The sequence below is a fragment of the Anaerolineales bacterium genome (assembly GCA_003105035.1).
In the GTDB taxonomy this organism is placed as follows: Bacteria; Chloroflexota; Anaerolineae; order Anaerolineales; family UBA4823; genus FEB-25.
On sequence record PQAL01000003.1, the window covers coordinates 171,201 to 190,452 of the forward strand.

General features: G+C 54.5%; 16 protein-coding genes and 2 tRNA genes. 7 read left to right on the forward strand and 11 right to left on the reverse strand.

Features of this window, described 5'->3' with window-relative positions; genetic code table 11:
- Positions 1 to 11 precede the first annotated feature (11 nt).
- The 4 genes from C3F13_02055 to C3F13_02070 all read right to left on the reverse strand — a co-directional run bounded on the left by C3F13_02055 (position 12) and on the right by C3F13_02070 (position 2,443).
- The gene (locus C3F13_02055; GenBank protein ID PWB56345.1) at positions 12 to 323 is read right to left on the reverse strand and encodes a hypothetical protein; all 312 of its coding nucleotides are present in this window, start codon (positions 321 to 323) and stop codon (positions 12 to 14) included.
- Between the two features lie 3 nt (positions 324 to 326).
- Positions 327 to 400, reverse strand: a tRNA-Pro gene (locus tag C3F13_02060).
- Between the two features lie 34 nt (positions 401 to 434).
- Positions 435 to 875 carry a ribonuclease HI gene (locus tag C3F13_02065; GenBank protein PWB56346.1) on the reverse strand — a complete coding sequence of 147 codons (441 nt, stop codon included), beginning with the start codon at positions 873 to 875 and terminating at the stop codon, positions 435 to 437.
- Positions 875 to 2,443 carry a hypothetical protein gene (locus C3F13_02070; protein PWB56347.1) on the reverse strand — a complete coding sequence of 523 codons (1,569 nt, stop codon included), beginning with the start codon at positions 2,441 to 2,443 and terminating at the stop codon, positions 875 to 877. Before C3F13_02070 ends, C3F13_02065 begins: the two co-directional genes overlap by 1 nt.
- Before the next feature lie 21 nt (positions 2,444 to 2,464).
- Here C3F13_02070 and C3F13_02075 point away from each other — a divergent pair, with 21 nt between their 5' ends.
- Both C3F13_02075 and C3F13_02080 read left to right on the forward strand, forming a co-directional pair.
- Positions 2,465 to 3,748: a hypothetical protein gene (locus C3F13_02075; GenBank protein PWB56348.1), complete on the forward strand. Its 1,284-nt coding sequence runs from the start codon at positions 2,465 to 2,467 to the stop codon at positions 3,746 to 3,748.
- Between the two features lie 89 nt (positions 3,749 to 3,837).
- Positions 3,838 to 4,614 (forward strand): inositol monophosphatase, encoded by a 777-nt coding sequence (locus tag C3F13_02080; protein ID PWB56349.1) that lies wholly within the window; start codon positions 3,838 to 3,840, stop codon positions 4,612 to 4,614.
- Positions 4,615 to 4,617: 3 nt separating this feature from the next.
- Here C3F13_02080 and surE read toward each other — a convergent pair whose 3' ends face one another.
- Both surE and C3F13_02090 read right to left on the reverse strand, forming a co-directional pair.
- Entirely contained in the window at positions 4,618 to 5,427 is an 810-nt protein-coding gene (gene surE / locus C3F13_02085) for a 5'/3'-nucleotidase SurE (GenBank protein PWB56350.1), read from the reverse strand.
- 46 nt (positions 5,428 to 5,473) lie between these two features.
- A tRNA-Arg gene (locus C3F13_02090) sits at positions 5,474 to 5,550 on the reverse strand.
- Positions 5,551 to 5,669: 119 nt separating this feature from the next.
- On the opposite strand from C3F13_02090, the gene C3F13_02095 reads away from it, so the two are divergent.
- The 4 genes from C3F13_02095 to groL all read left to right on the forward strand — a co-directional run bounded on the left by C3F13_02095 (position 5,670) and on the right by groL (position 10,607).
- Positions 5,670 to 6,923, forward strand: coding sequence for a hypothetical protein (locus C3F13_02095; protein PWB56351.1), 1,254 nt, complete (start codon positions 5,670 to 5,672; stop codon positions 6,921 to 6,923).
- 1 nt (position 6,924) lies between these two features.
- Positions 6,925 to 8,343: a hypothetical protein gene (locus tag C3F13_02100; protein PWB56352.1), complete on the forward strand. Its 1,419-nt coding sequence runs from the start codon at positions 6,925 to 6,927 to the stop codon at positions 8,341 to 8,343.
- A 294-nt stretch (positions 8,344 to 8,637) separates the two neighbouring features.
- The gene (locus C3F13_02105; GenBank protein ID PWB56353.1) at positions 8,638 to 8,937 is read left to right on the forward strand and encodes a co-chaperone GroES; all 300 of its coding nucleotides are present in this window, start codon (positions 8,638 to 8,640) and stop codon (positions 8,935 to 8,937) included.
- Between the two features lie 29 nt (positions 8,938 to 8,966).
- Entirely contained in the window at positions 8,967 to 10,607 is a 1,641-nt protein-coding gene (gene groL / locus C3F13_02110; protein PWB56354.1) for a chaperonin GroEL, read from the forward strand.
- 95 nt (positions 10,608 to 10,702) lie between these two features.
- Here groL and C3F13_02115 read toward each other — a convergent pair whose 3' ends face one another.
- The 5 genes from C3F13_02115 to C3F13_02135 form a co-directional block, all read right to left on the reverse strand.
- Positions 10,703 to 11,881, reverse strand: coding sequence for an MBL fold hydrolase (locus C3F13_02115; GenBank protein PWB56355.1), 1,179 nt, complete (start codon positions 11,879 to 11,881; stop codon positions 10,703 to 10,705).
- 34 nt (positions 11,882 to 11,915) lie between these two features.
- Positions 11,916 to 12,770 carry an alpha/beta hydrolase gene (locus C3F13_02120; GenBank protein ID PWB56356.1) on the reverse strand — a complete coding sequence of 285 codons (855 nt, stop codon included), beginning with the start codon at positions 12,768 to 12,770 and terminating at the stop codon, positions 11,916 to 11,918.
- A 279-nt stretch (positions 12,771 to 13,049) separates the two neighbouring features.
- Entirely contained in the window at positions 13,050 to 13,970 is a 921-nt protein-coding gene (locus tag C3F13_02125; protein ID PWB56357.1) for an alpha/beta hydrolase, read from the reverse strand.
- 196 nt (positions 13,971 to 14,166) lie between these two features.
- Positions 14,167 to 14,601 carry a hypothetical protein gene (locus tag C3F13_02130; protein PWB56358.1) on the reverse strand — a complete coding sequence of 145 codons (435 nt, stop codon included), beginning with the start codon at positions 14,599 to 14,601 and terminating at the stop codon, positions 14,167 to 14,169.
- A 17-nt stretch (positions 14,602 to 14,618) separates the two neighbouring features.
- Positions 14,619 to 18,017: a hypothetical protein gene (locus C3F13_02135; GenBank protein PWB56359.1), complete on the reverse strand. Its 3,399-nt coding sequence runs from the start codon at positions 18,015 to 18,017 to the stop codon at positions 14,619 to 14,621.
- Between the two features lie 390 nt (positions 18,018 to 18,407).
- Here C3F13_02135 and C3F13_02140 point away from each other — a divergent pair, with 390 nt between their 5' ends.
- Positions 18,408 to 19,133 carry a hypothetical protein gene (locus C3F13_02140; GenBank protein PWB56360.1) on the forward strand — a complete coding sequence of 242 codons (726 nt, stop codon included), beginning with the start codon at positions 18,408 to 18,410 and terminating at the stop codon, positions 19,131 to 19,133.
- Positions 19,134 to 19,252: the final 119 nt, after the last annotated feature.

Genomic DNA, 19,252 nt, shown 5'->3' on the forward strand with positions numbered 1-19,252 from the left:
ACCGTTGCAGGTTATAGGACCGGTACACCTGTGAGAGTATCTGTGCTAGCTGAGGTGGTGCCCACAGCAATCACCGCATCGCCGTTTTTCTGAAGAAGTTCTACCGGTTGACCGGTGGTGAACTTGCCACCGTAATTGAGTATTCGCTGGCCAACCACGAAGCGCTTGCCAGCCTTTAGCTTTTCAATGAAATCTGCACGATTGAGCAAAACACGGTCGGTAAATGCGGAATACCGGCGCTCGTACACCCGCACCCAATCCAACTGCCCGTCTGGTGTGTAATGGGCAGCTTCCAGTACACCGTCATACTTTTGTTTTGCCATAAGTCGGGGCGGGCGGACTCGAACCGCCGACCCCCGCGTCCCAAACGCGGTGCGCTACCGAACTGCGCTACACCCCGGCGCGGGTGAGTATACTGTATACCGGTATGAAGGTCAAGTGGATTTGCGCATGGCTTTACGTGCCAGGCTGTCCACCCGCTGGTTGAGCTGGTTACCTGCATGCCCCCGCACCCAGTGCCAGGTTATCTCATGCTTGCTCATGATCGCTTCTAGCGCCTGCCACAGGTCGATATTTGCCAGCTGCCCGCTTTTCCGCTTCCAACCCCGCCTGCGCCAATCCGGCAACCACTCCGTGATGCCCCTACGTAGATACTCCGAATCAGTATAAAGAGTCACTTGGCAGGGCTCCTGGAGGGCCTGCAAGGCACTTACTGCCGCGGTCAGCTCCATGCGGTTGTTGGTGGTGTGCTTCTCTGAGCCACACAGCTCTCTTTCATACTTCCCAAATTGGAGCAGGGCCGCCCAACCCCCATGGCCTGGGTTTGGCTCACAGGCACCATCAGTGTAAATCGTCACCCTTGGCATGTCGCCCATCAATGCACCTGGCTTTCGATTTCTGCAGCAAGATTATTCAGCTTCTCCAGTAAGGCAGGGATTTGATCTGCGGTGAAATTCGGGTCGACCAGCTCAGCCATGGCATCACTCAATGACCAGCGCACCATATTCCATGAAGCAGCAGATGGCTCGCTGTAGGCATAGGGTAGTAAACGCAGTGCTTGTGCCCATGGTGAATCACTTTGCTGAGTTTCGATTAAGTAACTCGCTGCGCTTTGGCGGGTTGGAAGTGTCTGGATGGCCTCCAGCCATTCAATTTGATTGTGTGGGTAAACCAGCCACTTAATCACCAGCCAGGCTGCCAGTTGTTGGGCAGGAGTAGACCTGGTAATGATGAGCGACGGCCCATATGTGTCCACCACTGGCTGCTCGGACGATGGGAAGGGGATAACCAGCCATTCATCCGAGTTGCCAGCTTCTCTAAAAGCTTCCTGTTGGGCTGGTATATCGAGCAGGCTTCCGGTAACGAATAATGCTTTGCGCTCGGCAAAGCTGCTTTGGGCGTCTGACCCGGGATCAAACCAGGCGCACCCGCTTTCCACCATGTCCTTGATGTACTCAAAAGCCTGTTGGGTCTCGGGGGTGTTAAATGAGTAACCAGATCTGGTCGGAGTGGTGATGTTCCCACCATTAGCGACTATCCAGCCGGCAGCTACGCCGGGTTGGGTCGTGACCAACCATCCACCCTGGCTCGAGTCAGCTTTTCCTCCCTGCGCAGCTGATGTGGGCATGGCTGCACAGGCCTGCTGTTTAAATTCTGCCGGTGTGCTCGGAGGCTTTGAAAAGCCCAGCTCGTTTGCCCAACTCTGGTTGTAGTACATCAAATAACCAGAACGGTAAAATGGGATTCCCAAACGCAGGGTACGGTTGCTGATTGGATCTGTCACAAGATCTTCAACCCAGAAGGCCGGGTAAAAATCAGCCTGTTCGGCGCTGGTAAAGCCCCACACAGGGTCATCAACATAGGGTGTCAGGTCAGCCACTACCCCGCTTGCGTCCCAATGCTGCGCCTGGTAACCATAATTAATCAAGATATCCGGTAAAGTCCCCGAGATTACTGCAGTTTCTATTGCTTCATCCATCCTGCCAAAGCCCTCGTAGCCGATGACATTAACCGTAGTCCCCCATTTATTCGTCCGGCTATAATCATCCAGGATGGATTGTAATTGGCTCGCCAGGGTACCGCTCCATGGATGCCACAAGCTCACCTGAACGCCGCGTAAGTCCGCCGATGTCACCCCGAGTGATGAAGGTGTCACTTCATTGGGAGTAGGTGGCACTTCCGGTATCTCGGTGGGTTTGCCCAGGCTATTGGGTGGACTGTAATTTTCAGTTGGAGCGATCGTGCTCTGCGGTGTAGGGGGTTGGAGATCTGCAATCACCGGTGTATGCTCACCACCCAGGCCAATTGCCAGCAGAGCTAATATCAATGCCAAACCTAGAGTTATGCCGTAAATTAAGGTAAGATAGCGCTTCAGGGGCTGATTGAGGCCGTAAAAGGGTTGCACTCGTCTCTCCAGTCTCGTCATTATATCAAAAAGAATCATGAGCTTCTTGGCGTAAACCTGATGAGCGACATTACCTCAAAAATCCTTCCCCTTATTCACGAAACCCGCCTACCGGGTGTGGACCTCGATTCTGACTTCATCCACCCAGATTACCTGGGCGGCTCGATTTTGAATCTTCCAGCCAGTATCTGCCAGTTACTTGGGGCTGAGCCACTGGCTGGCGCTGGGCTTTATCCTGATAGGCTGAGCCAACCCTCCGGAAGTCTGCGACGGGTCATCCTGGTGCTGGTGGATGCCTTATCATTATTCCGCTTGCAGCGTTGGATGTCGGATGGCACAGCCCCAGTGTGGTCGCGCCTGGCCCAGCAGGGCAAGCTCTCGGCCCTCACCTCCATCGTCCCATCCACCACATCTGCGGCGTTGACCTCCTTATGGACCGCACGAAGCCCGGCCGAACATGGGATTGTTGGGTACGAGCTCTGGCTGAAGGAGTATGGGATAGTCAGCAACATGATCCAGCACTCACCGATGAGCTTTGGGAATGAATCCGGAAGCCTTTACCGGGCTGGCATGGTACCCGGGTTGTTCTTGAATCTCCCCACCCTTGGCAGCCATCTGGCCAGGTATGGCATTCACAGCTATGCCCTCCAGCACCGCAGCATCATCCATTCGGGGCTTTCGCAGATGTACTTCAAGGATGTCAGCCTGCATGGCTTTATTACCCCTGCCGAGTTGTGGGTTAACCTGCGCCATTTGGTAGAGTCGAACTCCAGGTTGCGCCAGTATTTTTGGGTTTACACGGGCCAGATAGACCATTTCTCTCACCTTTATCATCCGGATGACGAGCGAACCGAGGCTGAGTTTAGTGATTTCAGCTGGTCGTTTGAGCGGCAATTCCTGGACCAGCTTTCACCGTCCTCAAGGAGGGGTACGCTCCTGCTTTTGACCGCCGATCACGGTATGCTGCCCACACAAAAGACTTCTCGCTATGACTTGCGCAATCACCCCGAGCTCACTCGCCTGTTACACATTATGCCTACCGGCGAAAACAGGCTGATGTACCTGTTCATCCGCCCCGGCCAGATTGAGCATGTTCGTGAGTATATTGAACACACCTGGCCTGGTGAATTTACCTTTCTGGATACAGCACAAGCCATCAGGAATGGCCTGTTTGGACCTGGCACACCCCACCCGCGTTTGGCTGATCGCCTGGGTGATCTGATTGTCATTGCACGCAAGGATGCCTACCTGTGGTGGGCGGATAAAGAGAACCCGCTCATCGGGCGCCATGGTGGCTTGTCTGAGGATGAGATGGTGGTACCAATTTTATCTGTCGAGTTATGAAGTGCACGCCGTAAAATCCTGGATACCCTTTGTAAACTTTTACCTAATCACTTGCCTTTCCCACTGAACACAGCTAAAATACCCCGGCTATGACTCCCACACTCGATGGACTGATCGACATTGCACGCCAGGCAGGCGAGATCCTGCGCCAAAGCTTCGGCAAAAACCTGGATGTTGAATACAAGAGCCTGATCGACCTGGTCAGTGAAGCAGACCGCCAATCAGAGCGGCTGCTACTCAATTACATCCGTCAGCATTTCCCTGGTGATTCCATCCAGGCAGAGGAGAGTGGTGGGCTGCCCGGCTCATCTGAACGGGTTTGGTACATTGACCCTTTGGATGGTACGGTCAACTATTTGCATGGAATACCTATTTATTCAGTTTCGATCGCATATGCTGAAGGTGGAGTTTTACGACAGGGGGTGGTGTATGACCCTGTGCATGATGAATGCTTCAGCGCCGAGCACGGTAAAGGCGCCTTTTTAAACGGTCACCTAATCCACCCGGCCTCTGCCACCGACCTGGATCATGCCCTGTTGGTTACCGGTTTCTCGTACGACATACGCGATATCCCGGATAATAACCTGGATAATTTTGCCTACTTCGCTTTGCATTCCCAGGGAGTCAGGCGCCTCGGATCAGCCGCACTGGATTTGTGTTATGTGGCTTGCGGTCGTCTGGATGGATTTTGGGAACTGATTCTACAGCCGTGGGACCTGGCTGCCGGTGCACTGATTGCCATTGAAGCTGGTGCTAAGGTCAGCAATATCGATGGTGGTCCTGACTTCATCTCTCCGCCTCCGTCTGTGATCGCCGCCAATCATCAGCTGCACCCCCTCATACTGGCAGGCGTACATCAAAAATAGAGCTCACCCGGCTCGCAAGAACTGCTCGAAGTCCTTCAGACCAACCCGTGAAGTCAGATCCAGGCTGAGCGGTGTTACCGAGACCATTCTTTTTACCCGCAGAGAGTACACATCCGTATCCAGGCCGCTTTCGCTGAGCTCATCGATGCGGGTATAACCCACTGTCTCCGGCTTATCCCATGATTCACGCTTGGGTGTAATGGGGACAAAGTAAGCCTGACGAGACAACCTGGTAACTTCCCAGGCAGTCTGCGGTGTGGCATCGCAGGGCACATCCACCTTGATCAGGTCCACATCCAAGGGCATGTGCTTCTCCAGCAACATACGCCCGAATAGCTGGGTAAAGTAAGCGGCTGTCGAAAAGTCGACTGCGGTTGAATAGGAAAGGTGATGTTCCTGCTCGGTCTCTAACGAAACAGCCATCGCTGGAATTCCGTTTCCTGCCCCTTCCATGGCTGCCCCCACCGTCCCCGAGACGGTCACCCCCTGCCCAAGATTCTCCCCATAATTAATCCCCGAAACCACCAGGTCGGGGCGCTCTGGCAGGATTTCGCAGATGGCATGCAGGATTGCCTGGGCTGGTGTACCACCTACGCTGTACACCGTCCATAGCTTGCCATTCACCTGCATCTGTTGCGGGGTGATGATCCCGTCGGAGGTGGACGGCAGGCTGCGCCCAGCGCCTGAGAACTGGTCACGCGGTGCCACCACGTGTACATAGCCCAGCTCTGAAAGTGCTCCAGCGGCTGCCCACAGCCCTGGGGATTTAATGCCATCGTCATTGGTCAGCAAGATTTGGATTGGTCTTTCCATGATAGCCACCGTAGTGATAAAACAAAAGAGCGGTTTACCCGCTCTCAGGCGTCCCTGGGGCGATTCGAACGCCCGACCCTTTGCTCCGCAAGCAAATGCTCTGATCCGCTGAGCTACAGGGACGTTTTGCGCAGATGATTTTACCACAAGGCTTTGGAATCTTGAAGGATGGCTTACTAGAGAACATTAATCTAACTTTTACTTCTCTTGATTCTCATTCCATGACATGGTAATATGACTGCATGTACCTGCGCGGCGGGAAATTGAACATGAAGAAGCGCACGCGGCGCCCTTCCAACCCACTGCTGATCGCCTTCCTCGTGATAGCCATCGGTGGGCTGATCTATTTTAACCAGATCGTGGTACCCGAAATGCCCACACTTTTCATGGCTTCGCCGACGCCCACCCGTAGCATGGAGGCGGTGCTCAATGAGGCCCAGGCGTACTTCGCCGAAGGCAAGCTTTCACAGGCGATTGATGCGTACAAGCAGGCTGTCCTGGCAGACCCACGCAACCCATCCACATTCATCGAATTGGCCCGCACACAGATTTTCGCTGGGCAATATAATGAGGCCGTCACCAATGCCGAAAACGCCTTGCTGCTTAACCCAAATAATTCCATGGCGTATGCAGTTAAGGCTTCCGCCCTGGATTTGCTGGGGATGTATGATGATGCCGAGCTGGCGGTGAACAAGGCTATCGAGCTGGATCCCAACAACGCCGCGGCCTATGCCTATTACACGGAGATCCTGCTCGACCAGGGCAACTACGAAGACATCCAAACGGCCATCGACATGTCAAAGAAAGCCGAGTCGCTCGACCCAAATGCCCTCGAAACCCTGCGGTCGCGCGGTTATGTGCTCTTCAATACCGGCAACTATCCTGAAGCCATTGCGGCATACCAGGCTGCCATCGCCATCAACGATAAACTCTGGGATCTGCATTACTCACTTGGGGCGGTTTATAAGCTACAAGGCGAATATGACAAGGCAATCCAGGAGATGCTCACCGGGGTAGCACTCAACCCGACCAACCCGGATATCATGACCGAGATCTCGCGTACCTATGCCACTGAAGGCCAGTATGGCAAAGCCATCCAATTCGCTGAACAAGCGCTCAGCCTGGACCCTTCTAGCGCCCGCTTGCATGGAAACCTGGGTGTTCTGCTTTACAAGAATAAAGAATACAGCAAAGCGGCAGCCGCGCTTACCTTGGCGGTGCGGGGTGGTACGACAGACGATGGAACGGTGGTTGAAGGCTTGCCCCTGGCGCCCGGGCGAGTCGCCGATGACTATTACTCGGTCTATGCCCTTTCACTCACCCAGCTAGACCGCTGCGCTGATGCGGTGCCTATCATGCAATTGATCCTCACCAACATCGCCGAAGACCAGATCGCCTACTACAATGCCACCCAGGGCATGGATTACTGCAAGGTGGCGGCTGGCACCCCTGCAGCGGAAACCACCCCGACCACCACCGAGACGCCTACCCCCTGACATGAGCCAGATCCAAGACGGTAAAACGTTCAACCTGCATCCGGCCAGGAGTAAATCAAATCCCTACCGGGTCGTGCTGCTTGTATTTATCATCCTGGGCGGCCTGTGGCTGCTGCTGAGTGTGAGGCGCGGGCAGGTCGAATCGCCTTTCAACCCGACTCCCACGCCCACCCGCTCGCCCCAATCGTACATCATGGCTGCTGAAGCATATTTCGCGTCCGGCAAGCTGGATGACCCAGCTTCCGACCAGGATGCTATTGGTGCATACCAGCAGGCCCTGATTGTCGACCCGACCAACGCCCAGGTATGGGCGGAGCTCGCCCGCATCCAGGCCTATTCTTCCAGCACGCTCAGCACCGACCAGGAACGCTTGAACCGTTTGCAGGAAGCCCTTGCCTCTGCCGAACAGGCTGTCAAGCTTGCCCCGGATGACAGCACCGTGAGCGCCATCGATGCTTTCGTGCTGGACTGGAATGCCTCCAGCAACCTGATTAGCTCCGAAGAACGCGAGGCCTACCTGGCTCAGGCCGAGACGGCCGCTAATCGGGCCTATTTGCTCGATCCACAAAATGCCCTGGCGTTGGCTTTTTATGCCGAAGTGCTGCTGGATCAGCAGAAGTGGGACCAGGCTCGCCAGTATGCCACGCAGGCAGTCGAGCTGGCACCAGACTCGATGGATGCCCACCGGGTGCTGGCTACAGTGCTTGAATCGTGGGGCTATTATCGTGACGCCATCGATGAATACATACAGGCCTCGCAAATCACCCCAAACCTGACCTTCCTCTACCTGCGTGTCGGGCTGGGGTATCGTCAGCTGCAGGTATTCAATACCGCACTCGAGTACTTCGAGAAAGCCGCCACCATTAACCAGCAGCTGGGCATCCAAGATCCTTATCCGTACATCGCCATCGCCAAGACCTACGCCCAGCAGGGCGAGTTCTTCATCGCCTCCCGAAACGCGGAGAAAGCCCTGTCCTTCGACCCTGCCAATGCCGACACCTACGGCCAGTTGGGTATGATCTACGTGCAAGCGCGTAACTATGAGACTGCCTTGCCAACCCTGCGTTGTGCCGTGGACGGCTGTACAGCTGAGGAAAACGAAACTGCCAAGCTTTTTGTAGAGAACGGCATCCTGAACGAAAGCACCGCAGTCGAGCCCCTGCCGCTCACCAACCTGAACGTGGCTTACTATTACGTACGCTACGGCAGTGTGCTCGCTTACCTCAGCTCGCCTGAAAACGATTATTGCTCACACTCATACGAGCTGATGACCCAGTTACGCTTGACCTACCCGGATGACCCCGTCCTGATGCAGAACGTGGCTGATAACGAGGCCACCTGCCAGTCACTGATGGAAACTCCATCCACTACGGCAACACCCATCCAGATCCCAGGGGCAACTTCCACGGTTATGCCCTGAGCTGCGGGTTGAATCAGGCAAGGTTTTCTTTTGGCCAAACTTGAGCGGGGTTAATTATGGAAATTTTTAGTCTCAGTCAGAAGCCGTTTATCGTCGCTGGAGAGCCAATATTCATTACATCGAAAAGAAAGCTTACAGCGGTTCAATATCAGAATTTTGTTAGAATCGCCAAACATCCCTTGACTTCCCGCTAAAATGCAGGTATCATTCACGACGGTTTAGCACTCATTCAAAGAGAGTGCTAAACCGCGACTTGTTAACCATTCCAAATCACATTCTTTACAGGAGGTGGCTATGTCCATCAATTTCAAACCGTTAGGCAGCCGTGTGGTGGTTGAACCGATCGAGCAAGATGAGATCACGCCCAGCGGCATCGTTCTCCCCGAAACAGCAAAAGAAAAACCCCAAAAAGGGACCGTTTTGGCTGTCGGCCCTGGTGACCGCGATGAAGAAGGTAAACGCATCGCCATGGACGTCAAGAAAGGTGATGTAGTCCTGTTCGCCAAGTATTCCGGCACCGAGATCAAGGTGGATGGCAAGAAACTGCTCATCCTGCGCGAAAGCGACCTGCTAGCAATTGTTGAAGACAAATAATTACAGGCATATTGAAGGAGTATTGAACTATGGCAGCAAAACAACTACAATTTTCTGAAGAAGCCCGTCGCAAGCTGAGCAAGGGCATGGATGTCCTGGCAACCGCCGTCACCACCACCCTGGGCCCTAAAGGCCGCAACGTGGCCCTGGACCGCAAATTCGGTTCCCCCACCATCACCCATGACGGCGTGACCGTCGCCAAGGAAATCGAGCTGGAAGACCCCTTTGAGAACATGGGCGCCCAGCTGCTCAAAGAAGCCGCCACCAAGACCAACGATATCGCCGGTGATGGCACCACCACCTCCACCGTACTGGCCCACGCCATCGTTACCGAGGGCATGAAGAACCTGGCTGCTGGCTTCAACCCCATGCTGCTCAAGCACGGTATCGAAGCCGCCACCAAGGCCGTTGTGAAGCAGATTGGCGAGGATGCCATCGAAGTCACCACCAAGGCCGAGATCGGCAACGTCGCCTCCATTTCTGCCCAGGACCGTGTTATTGGTGAGCTGATCGCCGATGTGATGGACAAGGTTGGAAAAGACGGCGTCATCACCGTGGAAGAGTCCAAGGGTCTGGAATTCGAGACCGAGTACGTCGAAGGTATGCAGTTCGACCGTGGCTATATCTCTCCTTATTTCATCACCGATCCCGAGCACATGGAAGCCTCCATTGACGATGCTTACATCCTGATCTACGACAAGAAGATCTCTGCTGCGGCTGATATTGTCCCACTGCTTGAGAAGCTGGTCCAGATTGGTAAGCGCGACCTGGTCATCATCGCCGAGGACGTGGACGGCGAAGCCCTGGCTACCCTGGTCCTCAACAAGATCCGCGGCATGCTCAACGCTGTGGCCGTCAAAGCCCCTGGCTTCGGCGATCGCCGCAAAGCTATGCTGCAGGACATTGCCGTGCTGACCAATGGTCAGGTTATCTCCGAAGAGACCGGCCGCAAGCTGGACGGCACCACCATCGCCGACCTCGGCCGTGCCGAGAAGGTCGTCATTACCAAGGATGACACCACCGTTGTAGGTGGCAAAGGCGACGCAGCCATGATCAAGGGCCGCATTGACCAAATTCGGGTTGAGATCGATAAGTCCACCAGCGATTATGACAAAGAAAAACTACAGGAACGCCTGGCCAAGTTGTCGGGTGGTGTAGCGATTATCCGCGTCGGCGCTGCCACCGAGACCGAGCTGAAAGAAAAGAAACATCGCGTCGAAGATGCCCTGTCAGCCACCCGCGCGGCGGTTGAAGACGGTATCGTCCCAGGCGGTGGTGTAGCCCTGATCAATGCCATGAAGGCTATCGAACACCTGAAGATGGATAACGATGATGCCCAGATTGGTGTCAACATCGTCCGCAAGGCGCTGGAGATCCCGCTGCGCAAGATCGCTGAGAACGCCGGCAAAGACGGTTCTGTCATTCTTGAAACCGTCCGCCGCACGCAGAAGGAAAAGAAGAACAAAAACGTGGGCTATAACGTAATCAGCGAAGAGTACGTGGATATGATTAAAGATGGTGTGATCGATCCCGCCAAGGTAACCCGCGGCGCCCTCGAGAACGCAGCCTCCATCGCCGCCATGATCCTGACCACCGAAGCCCTGATCACCGACGTGCCTGAGAAGGAAAAACCCGCCCCCATGCCCCCCGGCGGCGGAATGGATTACTAAAATAAAGTTGGTTGCGGTTGAGGAATGTGTCTTTTCATCCTCAACCCAACTAGGTAGGATCTTCAAGACGCCCCACCCCGGGGCGTCTTTATTTATTAAACCAGGCCGCTTTCCTTGTGCTTGGCAACAATGGTCTCGGCAAGTTTCTCCAGGGCTTCGAAATCACCTGGCCTGGGATAACCCTTACACATCACCGGACTCAGCAGCTCCACTTTCAGATTGGGGATTTGGCCGGCGATTTGCTCGACGACTTTGCTGTTCCAGCCATACGAGCCGATGACGGAGGCGTATTTTAGCTTGGGTCGCAGCGTGTTGGCCAGGTAAGCGGCGTAGAACACGAGTGGGTGCGGGCCAGCTTGGACGGTGGGCGTGCCGATCACCAGCGTGGCAGCATCCACCAGGGCGGAGGCTAGTTTGCCAATGTCGGTGACCGTCAGATCGAACTGCTGTACCCCCACGCCACGCTCTACCAGGGCAGCCATTAATACCTCCACCATCTTGCGCGTGCTGCCGTGCATGGAGATATAAGGGATCACCACCCGATTCCTGGGCTCCGCAGCAGCCCATTCGCGGTAAGCCTCCAGGATAAAGGATGGCTCATCATGCAGCGGGCCGTGGCTGGGAGCAATGATGCGTAGCTCATGCTTCTGCACCTTGTCGAGGTTCTTTTGCACCATGTTGCGGAAGGGCATCATGATCTCGGCAAAATAGCGCCGGGCAGCTTCATACACGGTTGCCTTGTCGGTGGCAAACAGGTCGGAGGTGGCCAGGTGCGAACCGAAGAAATCACAGCTGAACAGGATGCGGTCTTCTTGTAGGTAAGTCGACATTGTATCGGGCCAATGCACCCAGGGGGCGTGGATGAACTGCAGGGACTTATCCCCCAGGGAAAGGATTTGGCCATCATCTACAACGTCGATGCGCTCTGCGGGAACGCCCAGCAGGTCGATGAGCATCTCCTTGCCTTTGGGGCTGGCTAATACCTGAGCGGAAGGATATTTCTCAAGCACCAAGGGGATTGTGCCAGCGTGATCCTGCTCAGCGTGGTGCATTACGAGGTAATCCAGCTGCGGGACCTCTGCCAGGTTAGCGAAAAGCACCTCTGCCATGCTGGGATCCACCGTATCGAGCAGGGCAGTCTTTTGGCTGCCCCGCACCAGGTAGGCGTTGTAGCTGGTGCCATCGGGCATGGGGATGAGCGAGTCAAACAAACGTCGATCCCAATCGACAGCTCCGATCCAATAAACCTGGTCAACAATCTTACGCGCTTTCATGGGATTCTCCTCCGACAAGTTGATTAATGAATGATTACGGGTACATCTCTGCCAGGAATTGTTTCAGGGCTGCCAGGTAGCCCTCAAAGCGGGTGCGGCGGATATCGTGGCTGGCACCGGCCAGGTGGACCACTCTTATCAGTGGATTCAGCCGTGTCGCTTGCTCGGCGGTTTCCCGCGAGACGATGGACATGCTCTCCCGGTCGCCGATGAATAGCAGGGTTGGGACGGTGATCTTTTTAATGACCTCTAAGGGTTCGGCGAACCCGATCCCCATCTTTTCCATGGAATTTAAGAAGTCAAGGCTCACCCGGCGTTTTGAAGCGGTCCATGGCTTGATTTCATCATCGGGGTATGTAGGTGAAGCCTTACGCGCCAAACGCTCGCCCAAGAAGGGGGGCATCAGCTTGAAAAGGCGCATATACCTGGCCATCATCTTGCCAATATCAGCACCCCGAATGGTCTGCTCTCCCTTCTCATTATTGAGGGTAAACTTTTCGCCCGGCAGGATGATGGGCGGGTCTTCAAGGAAGATGCCGCGCGCCACGCCTGGGTAGGCTGCAGCCAGGCCCATGGAGCTGTCGGCACCCAACGAGTGGCCGCCAACCACCGGGTGATCGAGCTTGAGGGCTTCAATCAGGGCATATAAGTCTTCCACCCGGCTGGCTGTAGAATAATCTTGCTTCCCCGAGCCTGATTTACCATGGCCGCGGGCATCGGGCATGATCAGTTCGTAATCGGCCTCAAGCAGCTTCGCCACGTGGGTGAAACACAATCCATCGTCACCAGCACCATGGTTGATGACCACCGGAGGTTTTCCACCCCCGGTGCGGTAGTAGTGTAGCTTGAGAGGACCGGCATGGATGGTGCCGTCAATCCAGGGTGGCATCGGGTGCTCCTTGAGATAGGGATGAGGATAATTTTACACCCCAAGGAGACGGTCAAAGAAGGATGAACTACCTATCTCTCCCAGTAGAAACTAATGGGTGAGCTCGTGAAAATATAAAGGATGCCCCAATGCAGTGTAGCGATTGTTAAATTGTAATCCGATTTACCCCAGCCTTTGCATGGGTCGCCTGAGGTATTGAATCTCACCGCGCCCCAGCCAGCATACTTACAGGTGAGTTTTGCGATAATGCGAAATCCATACGATGTCTTGCGGCTGGGGTCAGCCTGGGTTGAGTTGAGATCTGACCAGCTCGATGTGCGCCACAAGGAACGCTGCGATGCTATCCAGTGATTGGATTGCCTGGGGTAGATCGAGGAAAAGCTGCCAGACATGCCACATGCGTGGGTAGATTTCCAGCTGTACCTGAACGCCAGCATTTTTTGCGAGGCTCGCCATGCGAACCGTATCCTCGCGCAAGATTTCATCTTCACCAGCGTGGAACATCATCGCTGGCAGCTTTTGCCAATCGCCATATACGGGTGAAATCAATGGATCGTGTGGATCGTTTTGCCCCACATATGCTCGATTGTAGAATTTCACTGCTTTATGAGGCAGCATTGGGTCTTTGAATCCATCCGGTGGAATATCTTTATTGGTAAGGTCACCCACCGGTGAGAGGCATGCCGCCGCGGCAGGTAATGGATCAGCGCTGTTGCGCAGGCTCATCACCGTCGTGATTGTCAAATTACCTCCCGCTGAATCTCCCGCGACTGCAATACACTCGGGCTGGATACCCTGATTCAAAAGCCAGCGATACGCGCTAACGCAGTCGTCCAGGGCTGCCGGGAATGGATGGTCGGGGGCCAGCCGATAATCGACCATCAACGCGCGTGCGCCCATCTTACGCGCCAGGTATGCCACCATACGAAGATGCTGAGGCGTCAGACCATAGACAAAACCGCCCCCGTGCAGGTAGAGCAGCACCCGGTCTTTCGAGTGGCTTTCAGGGATGAGCCATTCACATGGGACCCCATCAGCAAGTGTACTTTCACGCCGCACATTCGCATCCAACTGTACATTTGCCATGGACCTTTTGAGCGCCCACTGAGCCAGCTGGATTGGTACATAGGATTGAAGAAAGCGAATGAGCGGAAAACCCGCCCGGATTTTACGCTCATTGGGAGAAGTTATTATTGGCATTTCTTTTCATTGCGCCTCACGATGTTGTCGACGCCAAAATGAGGTGTTCCTTGAGATTGGGAAGTGTATCATTTTACCCTGCAAACGGGCAGGCAAAGGAGGATGGCTCACCTATCGTTCTCAAAGAAACGAACGGATGAAGTCGGTAGAGCATTAAGCAAGCCCCAAAGGGCGTAGCGACTGGTAAATTGAAACCCTATGTACCCCAGGCTTTGCCGGGATCGCCCCAGCCGTCAAATGTTACTATCCCCCAACCGGCATATTTCCCCCTGGGCTCGTATATCATTTGGAATCCACGCACTGCCGGCGGAGTGCAGCGAATCCAGGCAGTGCCATCCCAGTAGCCGAGGCAGAGGGACTTACCCCGGGCTTCAGCTGCAGCCAGGTCAGCAGGGGTGAAACGCACCTTCACCTCGATCGGTGGAGTGAACCGGTTAACCTTTGTTGCAGGGCTGGCGATTTTAACAACATTCAAATCAATAACCGGGCGAAATGGCTCAAACCCATCTGGAACCACTGGCTTGCCATCAAGAGTAAACGACGGAATGCGCTGTACCTCAAGGGTCGTGTCGATATCAGGGTGCTTCACCACTACACCTTCCGTGCGGAAGTATTTACGTCCTAAAGCCATACTGTCCTCCTCTTCTATTATTCTTGTGTTGCATTCATATAATCCAACCAGCGCATCCGGATGCGCTGGTGCTCAGGCACACGCTCCATGAATGACTTACGCCACTCCGGCAGGCTGATCTTACCAGCCCGCACGAGCAGCTCTCCATAACCTGCCCCAACTGCACGACGAGCTTGTGCGGTTTCTCCCAGGGCAGTGAAGACATCGGCACAGGTCTCATAAGCCAGCACAGGAAACTCCATGCCTGCACCTGAGTACTGTTTCAGGTAGTCTTGCAGCGGAAAAACATGCTCAACAGCTGATCGGCGATCGCTTACCGCCAAAAGGCAACGCGCCACTCCTGCTTCGGCGTCGAACATATTACCCATCGTGCCAATGCCTTTTAATACTTCAGCCGCCTGGTTATAGAGGGCCAAAGCTTGATCGACCTGCCCGCCCAGCTCACTGGCCATCGCCATATAAGTATGCCCTGTGCCATAATCCAGGATGTCATTCATGCTGTGTAAATCTGGCAGGCACTCTTCTAATTCCGTCACGGCTGAAACTGGGTTGCCATTGCGCAGGTAAGCCAGGCCAAGGTTGAGCCGACTGTAAGCAAAAAAACTGCGGATGCCATTATCCCATGCAATCCTGGTGCAGCGCTGGAGCACTGGGATAGCCTCCGCAGGCATGCCCAGCAAGATATAGACATAACCCAGGTTTGATAGCCCAATCACCTGCCCTTCAATATTGCCTATCTGTTGATTAATCTCCAGCTGATGTTCCAGCATCCTGGCAGAGCGAGCCATGTCACCTGTTTCGGTGTAGTATAAGGAGACATTCGTAAGGGTACGGGCCAGCACCTCCAGGTCGCCCAAGGATTCCGCACAGTGCAGGGCAGCCTGGGAAGTCTGGGCGGCAGCTTCAAGGTCGCCCAGGTGCACCGCACAAAACACCTTCAGACCCAGGATCAAAGCCTCGTAGCGGAGATCATGGATACGCCTGGAAGCCTCAAGCCCTAAATTGTAAACCTCCCACTCCTGGCGGTACTGCCCCTTCACCCCTAAATAGTAGCCCTGGCGGTAGTACGCTTCAGCGAGCAGTTCCTCATTTCCAATTATCCTGGCCAGCATAACCAGGGCAGTGTCATCAGCAAGGCGCCCTTCGGTATCACCAAGGATGCCAAGGACGTCGTCCCGGCCAAGGAGCGCTTGCCAGTGCCGGTCGAGCTCAACGGTGGGTGTGGTGGCGTCTACATTTGCAGGGAGCAAGCCCAGGGCACGGTCAAAGAACAGGCGCGCCTGGGTAGGGGCACCCTGTTTGCGGGCAGTCTTCCCCGATTGGATGTACCAGTCAGCCGCCAGCTCACGCCTTCCAGCCGCCTCGTAGTGCCCGGCAATGATGGGGGCAAACTCACCTGAGCGCTGGCTGGTTAATGTGGAAACAATTATCCAGCCTGCCACCTGGTCGTGATACGCTTGCCGATCTCGCTTAACTAAGGTTTGGTAGGCAGCATCACGCAGCAGGGCATGGTGAAAGCGATATTCATCCGTCCCTGCAAAGGTGGAAGTCTCCTGAGGAATAATAAACCCCCGCCTGGATAAATCTTCCAAGTCTGCCTCAATAATTGGCTTTTTGCCGTGGACAGCCTGCAGGGCAGCGCGCCAGAATACCCGTCCAATCACAGCGGCTTGCTGGACGAGCACTCGCTGGACTAAGCTTAAGTTATCCAGGCGCGCTTCCAGCAAGGCAGCCAATGTGTTGGGTAGCTCCAGCCTGCCCAACTTCTCGGCATCCAACTTCCAACGAGTTTCTCCTGGGCCACATTGGATAACCCCGGCATCCACCAGGGATTGAATATATTCTTCCAGGTAGAAGGGATTTCCGTCGGCGCAGTCCAGGATGCGATCGCGCAGGTCAACGGGCAGTTCTTCAACATTACGCAGGATCTCGTCCATTAATGCCAGGCTATTTTCCCGAGAAAGCGGGGCAAGCTCGAGGGTATGCTTGTGGGGTGAATAAGCTGTTATTGATTCCAGCGGTGTAACCGCAGGCTGATCCGTACCCCAATCAGGGAACCGCTCAGCAAGTGCTGGTCGAGCCAGGCAGATAATGAGCAGGGGAATCCCAGGGCATTCTTTCATCAGATGGGAGATGAAACTCACCGAAGGTGCATCGGCCCAGTGCAGGTCATCCAACATGATGACGGTTGGTGATAGGTTGGCAACCTTGCTGAAGCACTCCGTGAGGTATATCCAGGCACGTTCCTGCAACTGGTTAGGGTCGTCTTGAACACCGCGCAGGAAAGGACTGGCGGAGAAATCGAAACCCAATAACGAGCCAATGAAATGAGCCTTCATCTCCGCCTGGTCAGGGACAATACTCGCGAGGCGCTCCACCAACCGCTGGCGGGTGAGCTGAGCTGGATCGGTGGAAAGCAATTCCAGGTGGTAGGAAATCATCTCGCGAAGCATTCCAAAGGGTATGCTCGTCATTTGGGGGGAGGCGCGGGCCTTAAAAGCCATCACCCGCCGGGAAGGCTGAGCAAGCCACTTGTCGAACTCATATAATAAGCGGCTTTTACCTACCCCGGCATCCCCTAAAATTGTGACCAGGCGGGTTTGCCGGTTTTTAACCGCCTGTTTCAGGTGTAGTTTAAGCTGGTGAAGCTCATTTGCACGCCCGATGAGCGTTGTTTCTACACCCTCCACACCGCGGGTGAACGTCCTGAAAGTGCGCGGCCGGGCAGAGAGCACCTGATATACGGTGATGGGCTGGGGAAAACCCTTGGCAGCTATGGAAGGCAGCAGGTTTACCTCGAACGCCCTGCGCACGTGCTGATAAGTGAACTGCGAGATAAACAGGCTGCCGGGAAGAGCAGCCTGCTCCATGCGGGCTGCCAGGCTCACCGTCAGACCCATTACCGGCGATTCGCCTTCCGAAAATCTACCCGGCACAACTCTGCCTGTATTGATCCCAATGCGCACCATAAAATCTCTTATCCCATAGTGGTTTTCTAGGTCAGCAGCACAAGCATTCGCTTCGCCGAGGATGGCTAATCCTGCGCGCACAGCCTGACGGGCGTCATTTTCATGGATGTGCCTTAAGCCGAAAACTGCCACAAAGCCATCACCCATGAACTGCGTGATCTGACCTCCGTGGCTTTCGATGGGAAACGACAGGCGCTTTAGAGTGCCACCAATGATTTCCTGCACCTCCTCAGGCTCAAGACCCTGGCTGAGGGAAGTCGAGTTAACAATATCCAAAAACAGTATCGTCACTAGGCGGCGCTGACGGCCGGCAGGTTGGGATGCATCCAGAGCTGCCAGCCTGACATGCAGAGGCTCAAGTGCGCTATCAACCACATCGTCACCCAGCTTTGGCCGCTGTGTCTCTAAGGCCGTGATCGCCTGCATTAGTTCTTCAATCTCTTGCATGGCAAACCCTCAGGCGATCAAGCGTTAATTCAACGGTTCTTCCATAATACTGCCCAATCATAGACATTGATTCGAAAAACCTTCCTATTGCTCGTTCATGAGCTAAGCAATTGCCAGCTGCACAGAAAAAAATGCTGCCTTGCTCAAGGCTGGTTTTGAAGTCAACTCGCTCCCCACATGAATGTATCGAATTTTAGTTTAGCACAGTTTATAATTTTTTCAATATATGAAAAGGGAACGAGCACTTCGTGAAGTTCTGTTAATGAGCCACCCCCGATAAGATTCATCGATAACTTCCTTCTCCTAACCTTAGAAAACGCTCATCCTTCCAGGTAATTCGCCCGGGATAGATTCGGTATAATAATCCAACCTCACAGATGGAGCGCAGCGATGATAGAGCATGGTGAGATGAAATTCCCAAAGCAGATTGAAGTATCCCGCAATGGACCTTACTTGGTCACCGGCGGGATCCCGCTTGTAAGAAAGATTCAGGTTGTTTCAGAGATGGGCGAGCCACTGACCTGGCAAAAGCAAGGTGAGATTGAAGCCGGTGAAGCGTACTGCTTGTGCCGGTGCGGCAAGTCTCGCGATAAACCCTTCTGTGATGGCACTCATATTACTGCCGGATTCGAGGGAAGTGAGCAGGCTCCAGTCAGCATCTCTGCTGAGCGGAGGGTAAAGTTCCCCAGCAATAACCAGTTGGAGATATCATTCGATCTGGACCTGTGCACTGAGTCGGGCTTTTGCGGTAACCGAAACTTCTCGCTTCTAACTGGGATGGTAGACACGAACGACATCGAGAAGCGCACCATGGCGATCCATATGATTGAGCATTGCCCTTCCGGTGCGCTAACCTACCGGTTTGTGGGAGAGTCGACCGATACAGAGGTCGATCTGCCAGAGGAAATCGCCGTCACCACCGAGATCACCTCTGAGGGAGCTATCGAGGGACCACTGTGGGTGACGGGGGGCATTCGTGTGCTCCGCACTGATGGAAAACCGTTTGAAGTCCGGAAAAGGATGACCCTGTGTTCCTGTGGTCACTCGCAGTCCATGCCCTTGTGTGATGGATCGCACCGCTCCCTGGAGAATCAACGGCGCGTCGCAAAGGAATAGCACCCATCAGTATGGGGTAGCAAAACGATCAGGAATGATTGTTGAATAAGGAAGTAAATGAAGCGGGGCTGGGTAATCCAGCCCCGCTCTTGATCGGTAGATTTAATCGGTCTACCACC

Excerpts from the sequence above, each read along its gene's own strand:
- surE (PWB56350.1), bottom strand. The coding sequence starts at position 5,427 with ATGGAAAGACCAATCCAAATCTTGCTGACCAATGACGATGGCATTAAA.
- C3F13_02140 (PWB56360.1), top strand. The coding sequence starts at position 18,408 with ATGATAGAGCATGGTGAGATGAAATTCCCAAAGCAGATTGAAGTATCC.
- C3F13_02130 (PWB56358.1), bottom strand. The coding sequence starts at position 14,601 with ATGGCTTTAGGACGTAAATACTTCCGCACGGAAGGTGTAGTGGTGAAG.
- C3F13_02125 (PWB56357.1), bottom strand. The coding sequence starts at position 13,970 with ATGCCAATAATAACTTCTCCCAATGAGCGTAAAATCCGGGCGGGTTTT.
- C3F13_02080 (PWB56349.1), top strand. The coding sequence starts at position 3,838 with ATGACTCCCACACTCGATGGACTGATCGACATTGCACGCCAGGCAGGC.
- groL (PWB56354.1), top strand. The coding sequence starts at position 8,967 with ATGGCAGCAAAACAACTACAATTTTCTGAAGAAGCCCGTCGCAAGCTG.
- C3F13_02100 (PWB56352.1), top strand. The coding sequence starts at position 6,925 with ATGAGCCAGATCCAAGACGGTAAAACGTTCAACCTGCATCCGGCCAGG.
- C3F13_02135 (PWB56359.1), bottom strand. The coding sequence starts at position 18,017 with ATGCAAGAGATTGAAGAACTAATGCAGGCGATCACGGCCTTAGAGACA.
- C3F13_02075 (PWB56348.1), top strand. The coding sequence starts at position 2,465 with ATGAGCGACATTACCTCAAAAATCCTTCCCCTTATTCACGAAACCCGC.
- C3F13_02105 (PWB56353.1), top strand. The coding sequence starts at position 8,638 with ATGTCCATCAATTTCAAACCGTTAGGCAGCCGTGTGGTGGTTGAACCG.
- C3F13_02120 (PWB56356.1), bottom strand. The coding sequence starts at position 12,770 with ATGCCACCCTGGATTGACGGCACCATCCATGCCGGTCCTCTCAAGCTA.
- C3F13_02055 (PWB56345.1), bottom strand. The coding sequence starts at position 323 with ATGGCAAAACAAAAGTATGACGGTGTACTGGAAGCTGCCCATTACACA.
- C3F13_02115 (PWB56355.1), bottom strand. The coding sequence starts at position 11,881 with ATGAAAGCGCGTAAGATTGTTGACCAGGTTTATTGGATCGGAGCTGTC.
- C3F13_02095 (PWB56351.1), top strand. The coding sequence starts at position 5,670 with ATGTACCTGCGCGGCGGGAAATTGAACATGAAGAAGCGCACGCGGCGC.
- C3F13_02070 (PWB56347.1), bottom strand. The coding sequence starts at position 2,443 with ATGATTCTTTTTGATATAATGACGAGACTGGAGAGACGAGTGCAACCC.
- C3F13_02065 (PWB56346.1), bottom strand. The coding sequence starts at position 875 with ATGGGCGACATGCCAAGGGTGACGATTTACACTGATGGTGCCTGTGAG.